General features: G+C 61.0%; 17 protein-coding genes. 3 read left to right on the forward strand and 14 right to left on the reverse strand.

Features of this window, described 5'->3' with window-relative positions; genetic code table 11:
- Positions 1–17: 17 nt before the first annotated feature.
- From ACTJLB_RS26070 to ACTJLB_RS26115, 10 genes are all read right to left on the reverse strand, one after another.
- Complete coding sequence (locus ACTJLB_RS26070; RefSeq protein ID WP_440784962.1) at positions 18–1,205, reverse strand: acyl-CoA dehydrogenase family protein; 1,188 nt, start codon at positions 1,203–1,205, stop codon at positions 18–20.
- 13 nt (positions 1,206–1,218) lie between these two features.
- Positions 1,219–2,097 (reverse strand): nitrilase-related carbon-nitrogen hydrolase, encoded by an 879-nt coding sequence (locus ACTJLB_RS26075; protein ID WP_214876634.1) that lies wholly within the window; start codon positions 2,095–2,097, stop codon positions 1,219–1,221.
- Between the two features lie 35 nt (positions 2,098–2,132).
- Positions 2,133–3,029, reverse strand: coding sequence for a glycine betaine ABC transporter substrate-binding protein (locus ACTJLB_RS26080; RefSeq protein WP_408199349.1), 897 nt, complete (start codon positions 3,027–3,029; stop codon positions 2,133–2,135).
- A gap of 36 nt (positions 3,030–3,065) precedes the next feature.
- Entirely contained in the window at positions 3,066–3,785 is a 720-nt protein-coding gene (locus ACTJLB_RS26085) for an ABC transporter permease (RefSeq protein ID WP_020068537.1), read from the reverse strand.
- The gene (locus ACTJLB_RS26090) at positions 3,782–4,900 is read right to left on the reverse strand and encodes an ABC transporter ATP-binding protein (protein WP_408129751.1); all 1,119 of its coding nucleotides are present in this window, start codon (positions 4,898–4,900) and stop codon (positions 3,782–3,784) included. The genes ACTJLB_RS26085 and ACTJLB_RS26090 overlap by 4 nt, the downstream gene beginning before the upstream one ends.
- A gap of 2 nt (positions 4,901–4,902) precedes the next feature.
- Positions 4,903–5,628 (reverse strand): ABC transporter permease, encoded by a 726-nt coding sequence (locus tag ACTJLB_RS26095; protein WP_440784963.1) that lies wholly within the window; start codon positions 5,626–5,628, stop codon positions 4,903–4,905.
- Between the two features lie 307 nt (positions 5,629–5,935).
- Positions 5,936–7,288, reverse strand: a complete 1,353-nt coding sequence (locus tag ACTJLB_RS26100; RefSeq protein ID WP_440784964.1) for an MFS transporter — start codon at positions 7,286–7,288, stop codon at positions 5,936–5,938.
- Between the two features lie 186 nt (positions 7,289–7,474).
- The gene (locus ACTJLB_RS26105) at positions 7,475–9,040 is read right to left on the reverse strand and encodes a hypothetical protein (RefSeq protein WP_087754305.1); all 1,566 of its coding nucleotides are present in this window, start codon (positions 9,038–9,040) and stop codon (positions 7,475–7,477) included.
- Between the two features lie 198 nt (positions 9,041–9,238).
- Complete coding sequence (locus ACTJLB_RS26110) at positions 9,239–9,931, reverse strand: phosphatase PAP2 family protein (protein WP_440784965.1); 693 nt, start codon at positions 9,929–9,931, stop codon at positions 9,239–9,241.
- Between the two features lie 479 nt (positions 9,932–10,410).
- A complete protein-coding gene (locus ACTJLB_RS26115; RefSeq protein ID WP_087754306.1) occupies positions 10,411–11,832 on the reverse strand; it encodes a UbiA family prenyltransferase in 1,422 nt (473 codons plus the stop codon).
- Between the two features lie 211 nt (positions 11,833–12,043).
- Here ACTJLB_RS26115 and ACTJLB_RS26120 point away from each other — a divergent pair, with 211 nt between their 5' ends.
- Together ACTJLB_RS26120 and ACTJLB_RS26125 are read left to right on the forward strand one after the other, a co-directional pair.
- Positions 12,044–12,223, forward strand: a complete 180-nt coding sequence (locus ACTJLB_RS26120) for a hypothetical protein (RefSeq protein ID WP_440784966.1) — start codon at positions 12,044–12,046, stop codon at positions 12,221–12,223.
- Positions 12,224–12,416: 193 nt separating this feature from the next.
- The gene (locus ACTJLB_RS26125) at positions 12,417–13,976 is read left to right on the forward strand and encodes an ABC1 kinase family protein (protein WP_440784967.1); all 1,560 of its coding nucleotides are present in this window, start codon (positions 12,417–12,419) and stop codon (positions 13,974–13,976) included.
- A 118-nt stretch (positions 13,977–14,094) separates the two neighbouring features.
- On the opposite strand, the gene ACTJLB_RS26130 is transcribed toward ACTJLB_RS26125, so the two are convergent.
- Complete coding sequence (locus tag ACTJLB_RS26130; protein ID WP_440784968.1) at positions 14,095–15,099, reverse strand: L,D-transpeptidase; 1,005 nt, start codon at positions 15,097–15,099, stop codon at positions 14,095–14,097.
- 268 nt (positions 15,100–15,367) lie between these two features.
- Between ACTJLB_RS26130 and nadE the strand changes: the two genes are divergently transcribed.
- A complete protein-coding gene (gene nadE, locus ACTJLB_RS26135) occupies positions 15,368–16,228 on the forward strand; it encodes an ammonia-dependent NAD(+) synthetase (protein WP_440784969.1) in 861 nt (286 codons plus the stop codon).
- 140 nt (positions 16,229–16,368) lie between these two features.
- On the opposite strand, the gene ACTJLB_RS26140 is transcribed toward nadE, so the two are convergent.
- From ACTJLB_RS26140 to ACTJLB_RS26150, 3 genes are all read right to left on the reverse strand, one after another.
- Complete coding sequence (locus ACTJLB_RS26140) at positions 16,369–16,635, reverse strand: hypothetical protein (protein WP_087754310.1); 267 nt, start codon at positions 16,633–16,635, stop codon at positions 16,369–16,371.
- Positions 16,636–17,075: 440 nt separating this feature from the next.
- Complete coding sequence (locus tag ACTJLB_RS26145) at positions 17,076–17,435, reverse strand: hypothetical protein (RefSeq protein ID WP_020068524.1); 360 nt, start codon at positions 17,433–17,435, stop codon at positions 17,076–17,078.
- Between the two features lie 155 nt (positions 17,436–17,590).
- Positions 17,591–18,229, reverse strand: a complete 639-nt coding sequence (locus ACTJLB_RS26150) for a hypothetical protein (protein ID WP_440784970.1) — start codon at positions 18,227–18,229, stop codon at positions 17,591–17,593.
- Between the last annotated feature and the right edge of the window lie 50 nt (positions 18,230–18,279).

The following is an 18,279-nucleotide window of genomic DNA, read 5'->3' on the forward strand; positions in this document are numbered from 1 at the left end:
ATGGAAATGGAATGCGCTCAGAGGTTGATCTTCAGATCCGGGAGATCGCGCGAGGCGATCAGGTATTTCGCCATTTCCGACGTCCCGCCGACAATCGTCAGCGCGCGCGCGTCGCGATACAGCTGTTCAGCCCGGCCATATTCCTTGGTGAGGCCATCGCCACCCAATATCTGCACCGTTTCGTTCACACAGAAATTCGCCGTCTCGGTCGCGACGAGCTTGGCCATTGCCGCTTCCTTCATCAGGGCCTTGCCGTCGGCGCCGGCGTCGTACATCTTGGTGGCGCGATAGGTAATCAGCTCGGCGGCGTCGATGCGCCAGCTCATCTGCGCAATCTTGTCCCAGATCAGTTGCTTGCAGCCGAGGAATTGCCCGAACGTCCTGCGTCTTTGCGCATGCTCACGCGCGATTTCGAACGCACTACGCGCGACGCCGAGACTCGAGCCGCCCAGAATCGCGCGCTCGAAGTTGAACATGCCGCGCATGATGGCGGAGCCCTCGCCCGCGCCGCCCAGCAGGTGGTCGACTGGCACGCGGCAATTGTCGAATTCGACCTCGCCGACGATGCAGCCGTGCCGGCCCATGAACGTGTAATTGCGAGGAAAGCTAATGCCACGGGCGTCCTTCGGCACCGCCACCGCGGTAATGGCAGGCTTCGCGTCATCGCGCGACGTGATGCCGTAGGCAATATAGACGTCCGCTACCGAAGCGTTCGAGATATAGCGCTTGAAGCCGTTGACGACCCATTCGTCGGTACGTGCGTCGTATTCGACGCGTGTTTGCATGTCCGCCGAATCGCTCCCCGTGCCCGGCTCGGTCACACAGATCGCGCCGACCGCGCGGCCATCCAGAATCGGTTCGAGATACGCATCGCGCAGCGCCTCGCTCGCGTGACGATGCAACGGATATGCGCAACTCAGCGCCGTGGCAATGGTCGTTTCGAATGCATAGTTGATGGCGGACGCTTCCTCCGACAAGATCGTCGCGTGCGTGAGTCCGGGCTTTTTCAGCGAGCCGCGATAAAGGTCCGCGAACATGAGCCTCAGATAACCGGCTTCGGCCAGCGCGCGCACCACGTGCTTGACGGCTTCCCAGTCGCGCCGGTCTTCGATATCGGCCGCGCGCGGCGCAAGTTCGCGCTGCAGAAAGGCCCGCACTTCCGCGCGGAACGCACGGTCTTCGTCGGTAAGGAGAAAATCTTGCATGGCAGGCGACGCTTCAGGTGTTGACAGGTGAATGAGCCGCACGGATGCCGCGGCCCGCATAGACGCGGGAGTCCCGCACGGTCGGCAGCAGGAAGCGCGCTTCGCGCAGTGCCGCGTAGTCGAGTTCGCCGACAACCAGTTCTTCGTCGGTAGTCGAGCCCATTGCAACCGTGTTGCCGAACGGATCGAGAATGCGCGAACCGCCCCAGAAGCGCAGCATGCCTTCGGTGCCGATCCGGTTCGCCATCACCACGGCGACCCCGTAGGTCACCGCGTAGAAGCGCAGATTCAGTTCCCACGCAGAAGGGTTGTCGAAACCGCCGCCTACCGCTTCGCGCGCCGAACTGATCGGAGCGGCGAGCAGCGTGACGCCGTCGCACATCAGGTCGTGCACGAGAGCCGGATTCCACAGGTCGTTGCAGATCGGCGTGCCGACGCGCCAGTCGCGGTCGATGCCGAACGCGCCGAGTTCCGCTCCCGGCGCGTAATACAGGCCATCGCGCAGCTTGCCGTAGGTCGCCAGTTGAATCTTGCGATGCACGTGCACGATCCTTCCGTGCGTCACGGTCGCCTGGCTGTTATAGAACTGGCCACCAGGCGCTTCTTCGATGAAACCGAACGACGTATGGAGCCCGACGCTTGCTTCGGCAAGTGCGGCAATGGCCGGGTGATCGACATGCATTGATAGCTGCAGCGCGTCTTTGCCCGCGCTATGTCCGCACAGCGACAATTCGGGGAACAGCAGCATCGAGACGCCGTGCTTGCGCGCTTCACCGATCATGCTCAGGTGCTTGCCGAGGTTCGCGTCCAGATCGCCGTACGAGCTGTCGATTTGCGCGGCGGCAACTTTCAGCGCGCCGTCTCGCGGCGCGTCGAGGGAAGACGAAGGCATGTTCTTGTCTCTCAGGTTGGGTCGGATCGCGAGCGTTACAGCAGACCCGCTTGCTTCAGGAAGTCATGCGAAACTTCGCTGAACGATTTCTTTTGCACGTCGACGGAGGCGTTCAATCGAGCCATCGTCGGTGCGTCGAGCTTTGCCGAGAGCGAGTTCAGGATCGGGCCGAGCTTCGGGTTAGCGTCGAGCGTCGCCTTGCGGATCACGGGTGTCAGCGCATACGAAGGAAAGAAGCCCTTGTCGTCCTTGAGAATGACGAAGTTGAATGCCGGCACGCGGCCATCGGTGGCGAAAACGAGCGCGATGTCCACCTGACGGTCCTTCAACGCCTGATACGTGAGACCCGAGTCCATCCGCTTAACCTCGTCCTGCGAAAATTCGAAGCCATACAGTTTTTGCAGCGGACGCAGCCCGTCGGGGCGAGCATAGAACTCCGAGTTGGACGCAAAGCTCAGCGTCTTGCCTGACTTGATGGCCTTTGCAAGATCGCTAAGGGTTACGATGCCGAGCTTCTTTGCTTCGTCCTGATTCATCGCGAACGAATACGTATTGTTCGCACGAGAAGGATCGAGCCACACCAACCCTTTCCCAGCGTCCAGTTCCTTCACCTTCTTGTATGTGTCGTCCGGCGAAAGGCGATCATTGATCTTGTTGTACGTGATCAGCGACGTTCCGGTGTATTCCCAATACACGTCGACCTGTCCGTTCTCTTGCGCCGCGCGCAACACCGCGCTGCCCAAGCCGTCTTTTTTCGTAACGGTGAAACCCTTGGCCTGCAATAGTTCGGTCGTCATCTCGGCAAGCAGTTGCTGCTCCGTGAAGTTCTTGCCGCCGACCACGACATTCGCCGCCGCACAAGTAATGGTCCACGACGACGCAAGGGAAATGGCGACGAGCGCGCAGGCCCGCTTGAAGAAGGCAATGTTCATGATGTCCTCGAAGAAACGCGTATGCGTGTGATTGAACTAGCGTTGGGGAGTGACGCCGCGCGACACGAGATGCACCTGCATCTGGCCGATCAGCACGTCGGTGAGAACCGCCAGCACCGCGGTGGGAATCGCGCCTGCCAGCAGCATCGAAAAGTCGTTCATGTCGATGCCGGTAAAGATCAGTTCACCGAGTCCGCCGCCGCCGACCAGAAACGCAAGCGGCGCCGTTCCGACGGTGATAGCGAGCGCGGTGCGGATGCCCGCAAAGATCACATAAAGCGCGTTGGGTAATTCGACGCGAAATAAGACCTGCCTCGGTGTCATGCCCATGCCGGTGGCCGCTTCGATCAGCGCACGCGGCACGGCGCGCAGGCCTTCGAGCGTGTTGAGCACAATGGGCAGCAAGGTAGCCACCCACAACGCGAAAATCGACGGCCAGCGGCCAATGCCAAGTACGCTCATGGCGAGCGCGAGCAGCGCGAGTTTCGGCACGGCCTGCCCCATGTTGAGCGTCTGCAGGAGCGCTTGACCTGCGCGCGCGTGCTTGCCCGACTCGCGGCTCAGATAGATGCCGAGCGGCACCGCAACGACGATTGCAAGCCCGCCGGCTATGGCGACCATCGTCATCTGCGTGATGGACTGGTAGACGATATCGGTGCGATATTGCGCAATGGATAGAAGCCAGTTGTCCGCACGCGCTTGCAGCGGCGCAGCGCAAGCGAACAGGAGAGCGCAGCGTGAGAGCAGTGTATTCATGCGCGGGCCTCCGCTGGCAGACGCAACATGTCGACAATGTGCGCCTGATTCACGTAGCCGACGAAGCGGCCCTCGTCGTCGACAGTAGCAAGCCAGGATTGCCCAAGTGAGAACATCGACGAAATCACGCTGCGCAGGTCATCGCTATGACGCGCCACGCCTTGCACCGGTTTCGCGTGGGCTGCCATCAGCGTGCCCTCGATTGCGCTGAGCTCGGCAGCGCTCAGATAGCCTTGCGGCTTGCCCGCCGCATCGAGCAACACGATCTGTTCGACGCCGTGCCGTTCGAGCAACGCCCGTGCGCGCTCGCTGCTGTCGCCCACGCGTGCGGCGCAATCGCAGGCCGACAAAGCGTCGCTGGCACGCACGAGGCGCAGCCGCTTCAACGCTCGGTCCGCGCCGACGAAGCCGGCAATGAACGGGCTCGCGGGTCGCGCGAGGATCGTGTCCGGTGTGTCGAACTGCTCGAGCCGGCCTCCGCGAAAGATCGCGATGCGGTCAGCCATTTTCACGGCTTCGTCGATGTCATGGCTGACGAACATAATGGTCTTCTTGACCTGCTGCTGAATGCGCAGGAACTCGTCCTGGATCAACTCGCGATTGATCGGGTCGATTGCGCCGAACGGTTCGTCCATCAGCATGACGGGCGGATCGGTCGCGAGCGCGCGCGCCACCCCGACGCGCTGCTGCTGGCCGCCCGAAAGGTCCTTCGGATAGCGCGACAGATAAGTCGAAGGATCCAGCGCCACGATCTCCAGCAATTCGGCCGCGCGACGCTTTGCCTTCGCCTTGTCCCAGCCGAGCAGACGCGGCACCACGCTGATGTTCTCCTCGACCGTCATGTTGGGGAACAACCCGATCTGCTGGATCACGTAGCCGATCTGGCGGCGCAATTCGACCACCTCGAACTCGTCGGTATCGCGGCCGTCGATAAAGATCTTTCCCGAACTCGGCTGGATCAGGCGGTTGATCATCTTCAACGTGGTCGTCTTGCCACAGCCCGACGGGCCGAGCAGCACGCAGATTTCACCCGCGCCGACTTCCATGTCGATGCCGTCGACCACCGGGGCGCTCGCGCCTTCATAGCGCTTCGAGATGCTGGAGAGCTTGATCATGATTATTGCGCGTGATGAGGAGATTTACGGAATGACGCCCACGCGCCAAGACGTAATGCCAGCCGGCCGGTCCGCGACGGGCTGCGAAGACCCTTCGGCGTCAGCAGACGTTGCACCCAGCCGAGGCCATAGTCGGCGGCAATGGCAAGAAGGCTTACGAGAATGGCGCCGGCGATCAACTGACGCGGGTCCGATTGCGAAATGCCGCGGCTGATCAGCTTGCCGAGCCCGCCTGCACCGATATAAGCGGCGACAGCGGCAATGCCGACATTGATCACCACGGCCATCCGCACGCCCGCCATGATGATGGGCAGCGCAATGGGAATTTCGACCTTCCACAGACGCTGGCGCGTGGTCATGCCGATGCCGCGCGCCGCCTCGCGCAACGCAGGATCGATGTTGGTGATCGCCGTGTACGTGTTGCGCACGATCGGCAGTTGCGAATAGAGAAAGAGCGCAATAACGGTCGGGAGAAAACCGATGCCCTGGCCGATCACCGACAGGACCGGGATCATCAACCCGAACAGCGCAACCGAGGGAATCGTCATCAGGATCGCCGCGAAATACAACACGATCTTCGCGGCGCGCGCATTGGCCGTGATCACGATGCCGAGCGGCACGCCCGTGACAATGGCGAGACCGACACCCACGCCGACGATCTCCACGTGCTCGATGGTGAGCCTGATGATCGACGCAAAGTTATCGAGCATGAAAGCAAGGGTTTCCACGTTGTCTCCCGTTCCGGCGTTGACGGCCTGTTCAGGCGCGTGTCGGTGTGCTTCGCTATGCGGCAAAGATAGCCGGACAAAACTGGGAACCCTTCATCTGCATTCGACTTCGTTTGTCACAAAAGCGACATCGCGTTTTTGCCTCCCGGCATTTCCCTTACAGCACGGGCGTTGGCCGACGAAGCGCTAAGGGTAATCCCCGTCCTCGAAGCGACAGGTCATGGCGGTCGAATGATTCTGGAGAATTCGGAGAAGTTGCCGGGTTCGCTGGAAGCCGCCGAAAGGCGACGGCGCGCGTGGCTTGGCGTTATCGCCCGTGCCGACCCGCCACGCTGCGCATTGTCAGCGTGGCGAGCGCGCCTGTGACGAGCCCCGTGAACAGATAGAGCCCGGAAGGACCCGCGACCGACATCGTTGCGGACGCGAGCGTCGGGCCGGCGCTCGCCCCCATCGAGAAGATCAGCAACAGACCGGCGCTCACGGCAACGCGCTCATCGGCGGGAATGCAGTCGTTCACGTAGGAGGTGACGACGCCGTACATGGAAAACGCTACCGCGACATAGAGATAGCCGAAGGCCCGGATCAACCTGTCATCGTGCAGCAGGAACAGCAGCAAGCTTAGCGACCCGGTAACTGCCGCAAGACATAGCAGCACCTTGCGCCTGTCGAACCGGTCGGCCAGCCGCGCAACCGGCCATTGCGGTACGAGCGCAGCGAGCAGTGCGAAGCCCATGAAGTGAGACACGTCTGGCACCGCATAGCCGATGCGCCGCATGAATACGGGCTGCATCGTGTAGAACGCGCTATTGAGCGCCCCGGCCGACAGACACGCGGCAACGCCGAGCGGCGCCCAACGATAGATGCTCTGCAACCCCGACAGCCCGCGTGCGAGACGCGAGCCGTATGTGGCACGAGACGCGTCGAGCGCGGCCGTGGCTGCGGGCGCTGTGCCTGCGAGCGCGACCGGGATCAATGACGCCGTGAACAAAGCTGCGACCGCGCTGAAAAGTTCGAACCCACCTGGGTCCGCAAGGCCGATGAGAAACTGCCCGGTGCCGACACCGAGGTAGTTGGTGATCAGATAAGCCGAGAACACGCGGCCCCGTTGAGCGTTGCTCGCGACCTGATGCAACCAGCTCTCGACGACCGTGAAAATGCCGACCAGACAGAAGCCTGTGACGAAGCGCAGAACGACCCACATCGCGGCCGCGCTCCACACGGCGTACCCGAGCGCGCAGCACGCCGAGGCTGCGGCGAAGGTGACGAACGCGCGGTGATGACCGACGCGCGTAATGAGCGCGCCGCAATAAACAGCGCCCAATAGAAATCCGATGTAATACGCCGATTGCACGACGCCCACCACGATCGACGGCGCCTGCTGTTGAATGAGGCGCAACGAGATAAGCGTGCTGAGCAGACCGTTTCCGGTGATGAGAATCGCGTAGCCCAACAGCAGGACCGCAGTGGAGCGCAAGCTCCCGACGACTGGCGCGGACCCGACGACAGCAGCGGCGGACTTCGCGCCTGCGGTCGCCTCGCCCGGCTGGACAGCGGCGCTGAGCGAACCCGTGCTTTCCCACCCGTCGGCAAGCGGTTGCGTGTCCAATAAATAGGACGCGCCTGTCGGCTGATGGGCAGCCGTTTCGCGTGCCTGTTTCATTCGGGCTGAGTCTCGTTCTTACTGTGCGGCACGGCTGTAGCGACGTGGCGGGGTTCCTTCGAATGTAATGGTCAACAGCCGCGCCGACATGCCGCGAATGCGACGTCCGCTGGCAGAAAAACGACATTCTTCGAACGGCCTTACGCACCGTAAGCGGCTAGCCGATCGGATGCATGATGACCACGCTCACCGAGGAAGCATCCGGTAGAGTCGATGTTCCGGTAGCGTCGCAACGAGTTGCCAACCGGTTAGTGTTTCAGAAAGACGCCGTTGCGGATCGAACACAGCGAGATAGACTTCCGTGAATCGGGTTTGCAGGTCTGGAAACCTGTTCTGCAAGTCCGCGGCCCATGCGCGCAACATTCCGTCGTTCGCCCGGAATGCCGTGTCACCGTTTTCGATATCGTCCTGGAACTTCCTCAATGCCGCGTTTTCCGCGCGATAAAGCACCGGCTGCTGGCCCGCTTTCAGATAGAGATCCGGTACGAGAACCCGATCGAGCGTTGCAAGCGCAACGACCTTATCCAGATACGGATTCCAGCGGTGAGGCGCGGTCCTTGGCGACGGATACGTCGTGTCCTGTTTGTATTGAAACAGCACCGACCCCGATTTCAGCGACGCGAAAGTAGCGCGGTACGCCTGAATGGAAGGCTTCGCCGCACGCCAATCGGCAGTTACCGTCGCAATGCGAAACAGGAAAACAATCGCGAGCGCTAGCGCGCCGACCCGTTGCAGACGCGGTGCCGAAGCCCGCACATCCACGAGCGCTGTCAGCAGGAATGCGAAGCTCAGCGCGCATCGCTCGACCACGCCATAAGAAGCAAATGCGGAGAACGGCGCGAATAGCGCTACCAACGGAAGCGCAATCACCGTGATCCGGCACTCAGGCTTACAGGACCACCATCTCATTAGAAAGCCGATGGCTAATGTCAGGCCCATGCTTGCCAGCACTGCGACGTCGGCCGGGGGATTGCCGATTGCGAAGACATCGAGCCAACGGCTGACTTTGGCGAATATATGAACGAAGCCGAAATCGACGGAGCCACGAAGTCCGCCGGTACTGCTATGCGCCAGCAACACAACGGGAAGTATCAACGGAACCAGGCTTGCGCTCGCGTGCGTGACGAGCGAGCGGATTCGCAATTTCCCTTCCTGCAGGAAGCAACCAAGCTCCCATGTTCCTATGACCAGTGCAAAAACGGCCAAAGGAAAAAGATGGCAAAAATAAATCACAAGGGCGCTGCAAGACGACGCTATGATCCGCGCGACCGTGAACCGGCGAAGCGCCACATGCAAGGCTATCGCCCACAAACAAAGGCCAGTGCCGAACAGAAAGTTATCGTAACCGCGTATCAGGATCCAGTTGTAGAGAAGCAGAAAACTGAATAGCGGGAACCACGACCACCGGCCATTCAGAGCACGGCTGAGAACCAGGCAGCCCGAGCTTAGCAACGAGAGTTCGACAACGATAAAGAACCATGCTGCCCACTCCACCGGCATCAGCTTCGCGATCCACGGCAGGGTCAGGTCCATCGCAAGGTCGGGCAATGGGTCCCACCGAACCACGAAGTTGCCAGCGTAGGAACCGGGATGCGCCAGAATGTCTACTCTGACGATGTTATAGAAGTGCTGTCCCAATGGCGGAATCGACGAGACGAAGAGCGGCGTGCAAGCCACAACAGTAGCAATCAGCCAGACGCTCCACAAATACAACGGCCTCCCGGTATACGCCGTTCCGTTTCGAGCAGTCATCAACACCCCTTTTCAGATTGTGTAGACCTTTGGTCTTTAGATATCACCTGGAGAAGGACGGCGCGCATCTCGGCTCTTATTCGCGCAGCGAAACCCACGTCACTGCATGCTACGTGCGGGATAAGAGTCGAGAGGGCCGGCATTCGCGTAACGCGCTCCGCTTGAATCGTTCGGTCCACCGTCTGAATGACAAACGAATCAGACAACCTTGAAGACGGAAGTGGCGAAGGCTCTGATTTCATCGAACTGGGTAACGAGTTCCAGGCACAGCACGAATCCCAACATGGCCGATGGTCCAGGATTGCGCTCGATCCAGCGCAACATGGGCGTCGCGTAATGCGCTCTGACGGAATCGCGAGTCATGATGTAGGTGATGACGATGCCAATCGCGGCTCCAGCCAACAGGTCGGTTGGGTAATGGAAGCCGAGGTAAGCGCGCGGCATGCAAATGAATATTGCAACATACAGCAGCGCAAGAATGCCAACGCGGCGAGAAACGATGAAGATGCCTACCGCAACCGACATCCACAACATTGCGTGATCGCTCGGGAATGAGCTCCACGCTGATAACAAGCTTTCGCTTTGCGGGACAACTGGGAAATGAAGATGCAGATCGGGCGAAAACGCCGGTCGCGTGCGGAACGGTAAAAAATGCGCCAGAAGTCTTCCGGCAAGAAGAGCCAATAGCCCGCTCACGGTAGTCGCAATGACGACTTCACGCCGCCATTGCCGACGCTCGGCCGACTGAAACCATAGCCACCATAAAACGGGAATCAGTACCAGACCTTTGAATGTGTACATGTCCGCGATGGCTTGCACCGCATGATTGCACAGGATACAAGAATGGAATCCGCTAAAAAAAGTCTCGATGCTCGTGTCGAAGCTATTCATTTTTCGCGTAGACAATAAGGTACGTACTGGGACAGAACGGTGACCATCCGTCTTGCGGAGTAGGCCCGCCCAACGAGTCGCTTTGCTGCCTGCGGTACACCCAGATTATGTTATTTGCCACCGTACGATGCCGGGAACCGGCTCTCGAATGCGCGCTGGCGCACGTAAGAATGAAGAAAAATCTGCGCTCCGGCCGCAAAATGCGGAATGCTTTCAGATTGCCCTCGAGCGCTCCAGTCGACGTCAGCCGATTAATCGCCATCATCGGGCATTGCCTCTGAACACAACATATCGTGCGAAGTACTCGCACAAGCGGGGGACATTTACGGCCGAAAAGCGCGCGCCGCAGCGCCCGCACTTTCGGAGGAAGATATGGGCATTCCGCTTGCTCACAGATTTAACCGAGGGGGCGCTTATAGCAATGGAGTACTGACGAAAAGAATAGAGAAACCTAGTTGCATCGATTGAATGCTCAGAGGTCAACTTGCCGCTATCACCGTCGCCACGCAGAGAAATACTACGAGCAAGCTCAGGCGATTCTTGATGGTGAAGACAATTGGATCATCATGCATCTCGCCGCGAAAGGCTAACATCCATACACGGCTGATCCAGAAGAGCAGCAGTCCGAATAGAAACCACAGTGCGTGTGGATGTCGATAAAGCACGCGTACATCGGATGAATTCATATACAGCGCAAGAACCAGTACTGCGACATAACCGGAGGCCGTGCCGAATGAACGCAGAATGCCCAGATCCTGCGTGACGTATCCGCGCCCAACCGCGCAGACTTTTGCTTCACGCAATAGCGCGTCGAGCTCCGCATAGCGTTTGACCATGGCGAGGCTCAGAAAGATAAGAATCGAAAACATGATCAACCAGTCGGAAAGCGGGATGTCCCCCGCAGCGCCGCCGGCCACGACTCGCGCGGTGTAAAGAGCCGCGAGAACAAAGACGTCGACAAGCATGAACCGTTTTAGCCTGAGCGAATACGCAAGCGTGGTCGCAAAGTAGCCGGCCAGTACCAGCTGGAAAGTAAAAGGCAGCAGCAGAGCAAACCCCGCAGACGCGATAAGAAGCACACACCCGAGAAGCATGCCGAAAGCCAGCGACAACTGTCCCGACGCAAACGGCCGATCGCGTTTGTGCACATGGCGTCGATCCGCGTCGAGGTCCAGCATGTCATTGAGCAGATATACAGACGAAGCGCAGAAGCAGAAAGAAAAAAATGCAATGACTTCGGCTTGTAGCGTGTCTGCTTCGGTAAATCGGTGTGATGCAAGCAGCGGCACAAAAATCAGGAGATTCTTGACCCACTGGTAAACACGCATTTCCCTGACAGTGAGCGCGATTAACGACCGGCGATCCTCGAAGAAGAGAACCTTTTGATTGACCATTTCGGCCGCCTCGGCAATCTGGCGCGTTCCCACGACGATCGCCCGTCTACATTGCTTCCACACCGGCACGTCACATAGCGCGTTGCCGCAGTAGTCGAAACCGTGCGGACCGAATTCTTCGGACAACGCAGAAGCTTTGTGAACACCCGACAGATTGTGGGCGTCAGTGCTTGCCAGAATCCCTTTGAAGAAGCCGAAATACGAGGCTATCTCTTCAGCGAACTTGCGGTTTGCAGCGGTGCATAAATATAGATCTCTGCCACACGACCGTTCTTCTCGCAGAAACTCCACGAGGCGCGCGTTATAAGGCAGCACCGTCACGTCGATGGCGGCACGCTGAGCAATCTGCGCCTTCAGATGAGCCTTGCCGCGCAACAGCCAGCCAATACATAAGAACGCGTACAGTGGATTTCGTTTTACAAGCACGAGGAACGATTCCACCAGGAGGTCGGTGCTCGTCAGCGTTCCATCGAGATCGACACACAGGGGTACGCTCGCTTCGGCCATCATTTCCTCGTGTGAATGTGTTTGGATGCTCGATACGTTCACGCAACGCGCACTGCATACACTTCCCGCTTCGAGAATAGTGGTCTAGTTGTTCCAAACTGTGCGCCAGAACACATTTGTCACTGCGTCGTTAAAAAAACTGTCATAAAGGCTGCAAAGCGATTTTCTTCAGGTTTCCTTAAGTTTTTCGCCATACCATCGCGACGGATGTATGTTCCCCGCTGTGCCGCACGAACACTATTTCGAGAAGTGCTTTCCTCAGAAAACAGCGGCGCTCACACGTGTCGCTCATGTGGGTCATGAGCTTCGTTCGTTCTTCCTGCATGTGCTCGATACCGAATCGATCAGCGCAATCGCGAGCATCATTGGCTTCGAGAAAAACCAGCGTTGAAGTTCGAACAATGGTCAGATGCGATCACCAAAGAGCGCATAGCGAGACTGACGCGTCCAGCACGCTGCCTCCATAGCATGACCGGGCTGCCGGTTCGCAGAAGCGCCCGTCGGCGCGCATTCCTGATAATCTGATTGTCCTGGCCCCGCGGCGCCCAGTTCTAAGCGCCGCATTGCCGCCAATCGAACTGCCGATGCCCCCACTGTTTCGCCGCTTACTCCTGCTCTACCACGCACTGCGTTACGGCGCGCGCCTGATCTGGCTCGCCGCGCCAGCCAATCGCAAGCTGCACTGGCTGGTCGAGCTTGTCGGCCGCGTGCATTCGTCGACACGCAGCGCGCGCAGCGTTCACAGCCTGCTGCCCGCGCTCGGCCCACTTGCGGGTCAGTTCGCGAAGACGCTGGTCGAGCGCCCGGAACTGGCAACCTCGACATTGCACGACGCGATCGACGCGATCGATCATATGGAAACGCCGCTGCCGCCGCGCGAATCCGAGGAAGCCTTGACACGAGCGTTCGGCCGGCCGCTCGCGACCCTCTTCAGCGCGGTCGACCTGATACCGGTGCGCAGCGGCTTCGCCGAACAGACGCATTTCGCGCGATTGCTGATGCCGGTCAACGGTCATAGGGAGGTGGCGATCAAATTGCTGCGTGCCGGACAGTTGCAGCAGATCGGCGACGAGCTTGCGCTTTTGCGATGGGTCGCCCGCTGGCTGGAAAAACTGTCGAGCACCGCGCGCCGCCTGCGGTTGCGGGCGCTGGCTCAAACCTTCGCGGACGAGATTCAGCGCCGCTTCGACCTGCGCGCCGAAGCCGCCAACCTGAGCCAGACCGGTCATCATTTCGAGGGCGACACGCGCCTTGTCGTACCCGACGTGATCTGGGATCTCTGCACCAGTCACACGCTCACGATGCAGCGCATCGACACGCTGCCGGCTACCGACCTGAGCGGTCTGCACGCGCATCAGGTGAAGCTCGCACCGCTCGCCGCGCATATTGTGGAAGTGGTGACCGAGCAGGCATTCGAACACGGCTTCTTTCACGCGACGCTTGACGCGCGACGGGTCCGCGTAAGCGTCGAGCCCGATTCTTTAGGACGACTCGTGCTGGCGGAATTTTCGATCATGTCCAGCCTCTCGACCGGCGAGCGCGAGTTCTTCGTTCATGGCGCGACCGCCCTCTTCGAGCAGGACTACGGCCGGCTCGCAGAACTGCACCGCGACGCCGGGAACGTGCCGCATCAGACTCGCCCCGAAATGCTCGAAGCTGAGTTGCGTACCCGAGCCGAAGCGCATTTTGCGGCGGCTGCAGAAGACCGCTCCGCCGGGTCGCTCTTTCACCAACTGCTGCACGCGGTGCTTCCGTTCGATGGTGTTGTCTCCGGCCGGCTCGCTACCGCGCAACGATCGTTCCATCAGGCGGAGATGCTGGCGCGCGCGCTGCATCCGGGCGTCGATACCTGGAACATCGCGCGGCGCGTGCTCGCGGACATCGCGCGCCGCGACGTCGATCATCGCGGCTGGTTTCAGCGCATTTCACGCGAGCTGCCGCATCTCGCGCATATGCTGCCACGCGTGCCGCAACTGGCCGTGCGCTATCTGCAGCACGAACACGACCGCGCGCGCTCGCCGCGGCAAAACGCCCAACTGCTCGCCGACATCGGTCGCGAATACCGGCGTACGCGGGCGCTGTTGTGGGCGTGCGCTTTGTGCGGCGGAATACTCGGCGCGGGCACGATGTTGCTGATGCGTTGATGGATGCGTTGATGCGTTGATGGCATCGCGTCGACTGCACTAATGCGCGTACCAGATGGCGCTCGAGGCGCTGACCGCATGGCGCTCAAGACGCTGACCGCCGACCAAACGCCGCGCATCAATCCGCTGTGTCCGCCCCCGCCGGCACTTTGGCGCGCGTCCTGGCGTCGGGCGCCGGCGCCCACGCTGGACGAGCCTTGCGCGCCGAATCCACCACGACGATATACCGCCCTGCCCACGGCATGATCTGCCGATCGCTCTTCAACACCCACAGCGATTTGCCCGAGTCGACGAGCGCCTCATATTCCGCGTCGAGGATCCCATAATGATCCAGAAAAGTGTTGAGCGATGCCGGGATCCGGACGCAACCCTTCGAGTGGCGCACGCCGAGCAACGGCTCCAGCCGGTCGGGGTCGGTGGCATGCATCTGGAATCGCATCTGCGAAATCCCGCCCTTGCCCCAGCCACGCTCTGCCTGCGCCCAGCCCAGATCGAAAATGCGCATGTCACGCTTGCCGTAGCCGCGAATATGGTTCTCGTTCTCGGTACCTTCAGAGCGAAAATCCATGTTGGACGGCGTGTGCTCGAACACGCCGAGCGGCGTGACGAAGTGGTCGTATTCGCCAGGCCGTCCGGTGGATACGGGCGACGCGCCGATCATCTGCCAGGCGTCGGCGGGCGCCGCGCGGAAATAGATCAGGAGCGCCTGCACGTTTGCATTGCGGTCGACCATCACGACGTATTCCCCGGACAGTTCGCCGAGCTCGTGCTCATGCAGCGCCGTTTGCAGACGAGCGGCGTAGGCGCGCTGCTCGGACGCCGGTACGTTGAGCCGTCGCGTGACGTGGCGGGCGAATACATCCCGCAGCGCGAATGCCCGGCGCGGGTCCACGCCGCCGGCCGCATCGGGTGCCGCGACGGACGACGCATCGACGGAAAACGCCGCGTCGCTCGTTGCCGCAGGCGGCCCGGCAGCGAAGGCCGCACAAGCGGAGACGGCAAGCGCGACGCCGCATGTAAGCTTGCTCAACCCGGCAAAGGTGGATAGCGCCTGGCCAGGCGTCCGCCGCATTACGGGAAACAACTCACGCGTGGCGCGCGACAAGGAAAATGCATACGGCATACAGCCGGCTTTGCACTGGGCGGCCACTCGTGCAAAAGTCGGACAGACGAATACAGGCGGGCGAGGCCGCTTGAGATGGTTCATCGCGGGTTCGCACTGATGTGATTATTATTGGTTGCTCGCAGGTTGATGCGGCTCTCGGAACGAGGATGTTACTCAGCGCATGGCAATCTGTCGATGGACCTTCGGCGGGTCCGCTACATGCTCGCCACTGTCGCGCTGAAGTTGTTTCTTTGACATTGCGCCCGGGCGCGAGGAGCACAAGATCATGAAGCAAACCGATCCAGCCGCGATTCAAGCGGACATCGCCGCCGAAATGCACGTCACTGCCGAGTTCGACGCCAACGCGGAGATCGAGCGCCGCGTCTCTTTTCTCGCGAACTATTTGCGCGGTAACGGCCTGAAAGCGTACGTGCTGGGTATCAGTGGCGGCATCGATTCGACTACGGCCGGGCGCCTCGCGCAACTGGCCGTCGAGCGGTTGCGCGCCGCGAACTACTACGCGCGTTTCGTCGCGATTCGCTTGCCGCACGGCGAGCAGAAAGACGAAGCCGACGCGCAGCAGGCGCTGGCCTTCATTCGCGCGGACGAGACCGTGACCGTGGACATCAAGCCCGCCGCGGACGCGATGCTCGCGTCGCTGCATCAAAGCGGCCTGCCGTTCGCGGACGAAGCGCAGGAAGATTTCGTCCACGGCAATATCAAGGCACGGCAACGGATGATCGCGCAGTACGCGATAGCCAGCACGCGCATGGGCGTGGTGATCGGCACCGACCACGCGGCCGAGTCGCTGATGGGATTTTTTACGAAGTTCGGAGACGGCGGCGCCGATGTCCTACCGCTCGCCGGACTCAACAAGCGGCGGGTGCGTGCGGTCGCGAAAGCACTGGGCGCCTCCGACGCGCTCGCTCACAAGGTGCCGACCGCGGACCTCGAAGCGTTGCGCCCGCAACGGCCCGACGAAGACGCCTACGGCGTTCCATACGAGACGATCGACGACTTCCTGGAAGGAAAATCCGTAAGCGATGAGGCACGCAAGATCATCTTGCGTTTTTACGAGATCACGCGGCACAAGCGCGCGTTGCCGTACACGCCGTTCGATTGGCCGGAGGTAGAAAGCGGAGACTGAGACGGCAAGAGCCGCACACCAACACAGCGAACACCGGTTGGGCGCACCGCCGGCTCAAGTCTTGAAACGCCGCTTTCTGCGCCTTGCCCGCACCCTACTCGCGCCTTCCCTGCGGAAGACGCCCGAGGAAGGCGCAGCAGTCACTGCTCCGGTGGCGGCTCGTCGGTGAATAGATCGGCGCTCGCCTCGAGCACCATGCCGCCCAACTGCTTGCCATGAATTTGACGCGCGATGACGTCGCCGACATACGGCACCTGCGCATCCAGTTCGACCGTGGCATATGCGCCGGGCGTGCCGGCGTCGACAACCTCGACATTGCGAGCGTAGTGCCCCAATTCGCGCTGGAGGAATTCGCGCACTTCCTGCTCGCTGCACGACGGCGCGATGTTGCGCACGATCAGGTTCATGCGGCCTACCCTCGGCGGCTACTGCGGTCGGAGGAATGTATGTGCACGCGGCGCAATGCGGCACGCTGTCTGGCCTGCGCGGCGGCGAGTTCACGGATGAGTGCGGCGCCCGCTGCGCCAAGCGCGGCCAATGACAGGTAGAAGGCAATCATTCGAATCTCCGGTAATTGGGCTGGCCCTGTTTCAGAAAGCCACTTGCGACCATGCATGCAGCACGTCACGGCGTCCTGGAGGACACCGCGTTGAAGACGCAGTCAGTGCACTGTACCTGAACAGCGGAACATTCGCTGGGTAGCGAAGCCGCATGCTCCCTGGGTGCGCCCGGCTATCCACCGCGCCTCTGGGCATGCGGAAGCCGGTCGCAAGAAACGGACCGCCGCGTCAATCACCGCTGAGATCACGCCGAGGTGCAACGGGGCAACCCGGCTTATGCGGGAGGATCAGTCCGCCTGCTGAACGTTGGCTGCGCTCACCCACCATGCGTTCTTGCCTTGCGGCAGTTCGACCAGGACTGCGGACGGATCGTCGACGCCGTCGTCCGCGACTTCGCACACTGCAAGTCCGTCGGGTAGATGCTTTACTTCGCCAGCCGACTGGAACAGCGCGACGCGTTGCGCATTCAACGGACGCAACTGGCGGTACACGTCGAAGCTGATGGCTGCAGGCACGTCGCCGCGAATTTGCAGCGCGTCCGCTTTACCGCAATGAACCGGCTCGGCGGCGAATACGGACGCGCTGCCGGCGGCACACGCGAAGGTCAGTGCGGCAAGCGTCGCCGCGGCAAGAGGTGAATGGGTCATGATGATTCTCCAGGAATAAGTTCAGATGGCGCGATGAACGGCAAGCGACTCACGGGCGCACGTTGAAAGAAAACCCTCTTCAATCTGCACACGAGCGCGGCCAGGTCCATGCGAACGAATTTGATCAGCGGCACGCGGCTTCCGGGAACACAGCCTCAAGGCTGCGAGCCATGTCCGGCTGCCCGCCCGCTCTCGGCGCTGGTGGCGACGTCCAGCCGGCTGACGTCGCACGAGGTCTGGCTGAAGCCCGAATAGACCACCGACCAGTCGCCGACGATCGCCGCTTGCGCTTCCGCGAGACTGATCTTGCCCTCGCAGACGCAGCGCTTGAGCATGACCGCCGCGCGCGCCTTCCGGCGCTCGCCCTGGCGGCCAGCCCACGGCAGCAGACCAAGGTTGGAAGGCGCGTCCGGCGAACCGCCCAGCACGACTGGTACGCGCCTGTCCAGCGCGAAATCGGCGCCGTCGTCGGCGTCGATACCGCGCTCGGCAAGCATGCGGTCCTTGTGCGCCATGAGTTCATCGAACGGCGGCGCGACCGCGCTGGCATAGCCCGGGCGGCATATCGTTTCGCCGATCGATTGCTGTGTGACGCGTTCGTCGAGCATGCGCGCCTCCTGCGCATACGCGCCACCCACGCGCAACGCGAGAAGCGCGGTGGCGCTCAGCGCCACGGCAAACCGCAACGAGCGCGGACGCCGGGACGCTAGCGCGAGCAGATGTGCCCTGAAGATCGTACCTGTGTGGTCGCTGGAACAGCCGCTGCGACGCCTGTCTGCAATTTCTGCGTTCATTCGTCGGCGCGCCTGCGGAGGCACGCAATAGTCAATTCGCAAGGTAATTA

The organism is Paraburkholderia sp. 22098, assembly GCF_052045935.1.
Lineage (GTDB): Bacteria > Pseudomonadota > Gammaproteobacteria > Burkholderiales > Burkholderiaceae > Paraburkholderia > Paraburkholderia caledonica.

What these genes read in the sequence shown, in the direction of transcription:
- ACTJLB_RS26070 (WP_440784962.1), bottom strand. Translation starts at nt 1,205, where the DNA reads ATGCAAGATTTTCTCCTTACCGACGAAGACCGTGCGTTCCGCGCGGAA.
- ACTJLB_RS26090 (WP_408129751.1), bottom strand. Translation starts at nt 4,900, where the DNA reads ATGATCAAGCTCTCCAGCATCTCGAAGCGCTATGAAGGCGCGAGCGCC.
- ACTJLB_RS26110 (WP_440784965.1), bottom strand. Translation starts at nt 9,931, where the DNA reads ATGAATAGCTTCGACACGAGCATCGAGACTTTTTTTAGCGGATTCCAT.
- ACTJLB_RS26150 (WP_440784970.1), bottom strand. Translation starts at nt 18,229, where the DNA reads ATGAACGCAGAAATTGCAGACAGGCGTCGCAGCGGCTGTTCCAGCGAC.
- ACTJLB_RS26105 (WP_087754305.1), bottom strand. Translation starts at nt 9,040, where the DNA reads ATGACTGCTCGAAACGGAACGGCGTATACCGGGAGGCCGTTGTATTTG.
- ACTJLB_RS26120 (WP_440784966.1), top strand. Translation starts at nt 12,044, where the DNA reads ATGTTCCCCGCTGTGCCGCACGAACACTATTTCGAGAAGTGCTTTCCT.
- ACTJLB_RS26125 (WP_440784967.1), top strand. Translation starts at nt 12,417, where the DNA reads ATGCCCCCACTGTTTCGCCGCTTACTCCTGCTCTACCACGCACTGCGT.
- nadE (WP_440784969.1), top strand. Translation starts at nt 15,368, where the DNA reads ATGAAGCAAACCGATCCAGCCGCGATTCAAGCGGACATCGCCGCCGAA.
- ACTJLB_RS26140 (WP_087754310.1), bottom strand. Translation starts at nt 16,635, where the DNA reads ATGAACCTGATCGTGCGCAACATCGCGCCGTCGTGCAGCGAGCAGGAA.
- ACTJLB_RS26080 (WP_408199349.1), bottom strand. Translation starts at nt 3,029, where the DNA reads ATGAACATTGCCTTCTTCAAGCGGGCCTGCGCGCTCGTCGCCATTTCC.
- ACTJLB_RS26085 (WP_020068537.1), bottom strand. Translation starts at nt 3,785, where the DNA reads ATGAATACACTGCTCTCACGCTGCGCTCTCCTGTTCGCTTGCGCTGCG.
- ACTJLB_RS26100 (WP_440784964.1), bottom strand. Translation starts at nt 7,288, where the DNA reads ATGAAACAGGCACGCGAAACGGCTGCCCATCAGCCGACAGGCGCGTCC.
- ACTJLB_RS26075 (WP_214876634.1), bottom strand. Translation starts at nt 2,097, where the DNA reads ATGCCTTCGTCTTCCCTCGACGCGCCGCGAGACGGCGCGCTGAAAGTT.
- ACTJLB_RS26130 (WP_440784968.1), bottom strand. Translation starts at nt 15,099, where the DNA reads ATGCCGTATGCATTTTCCTTGTCGCGCGCCACGCGTGAGTTGTTTCCC.
- ACTJLB_RS26145 (WP_020068524.1), bottom strand. Translation starts at nt 17,435, where the DNA reads ATGACCCATTCACCTCTTGCCGCGGCGACGCTTGCCGCACTGACCTTC.
- ACTJLB_RS26115 (WP_087754306.1), bottom strand. Translation starts at nt 11,832, where the DNA reads ATGGCCGAAGCGAGCGTACCCCTGTGTGTCGATCTCGATGGAACGCTG.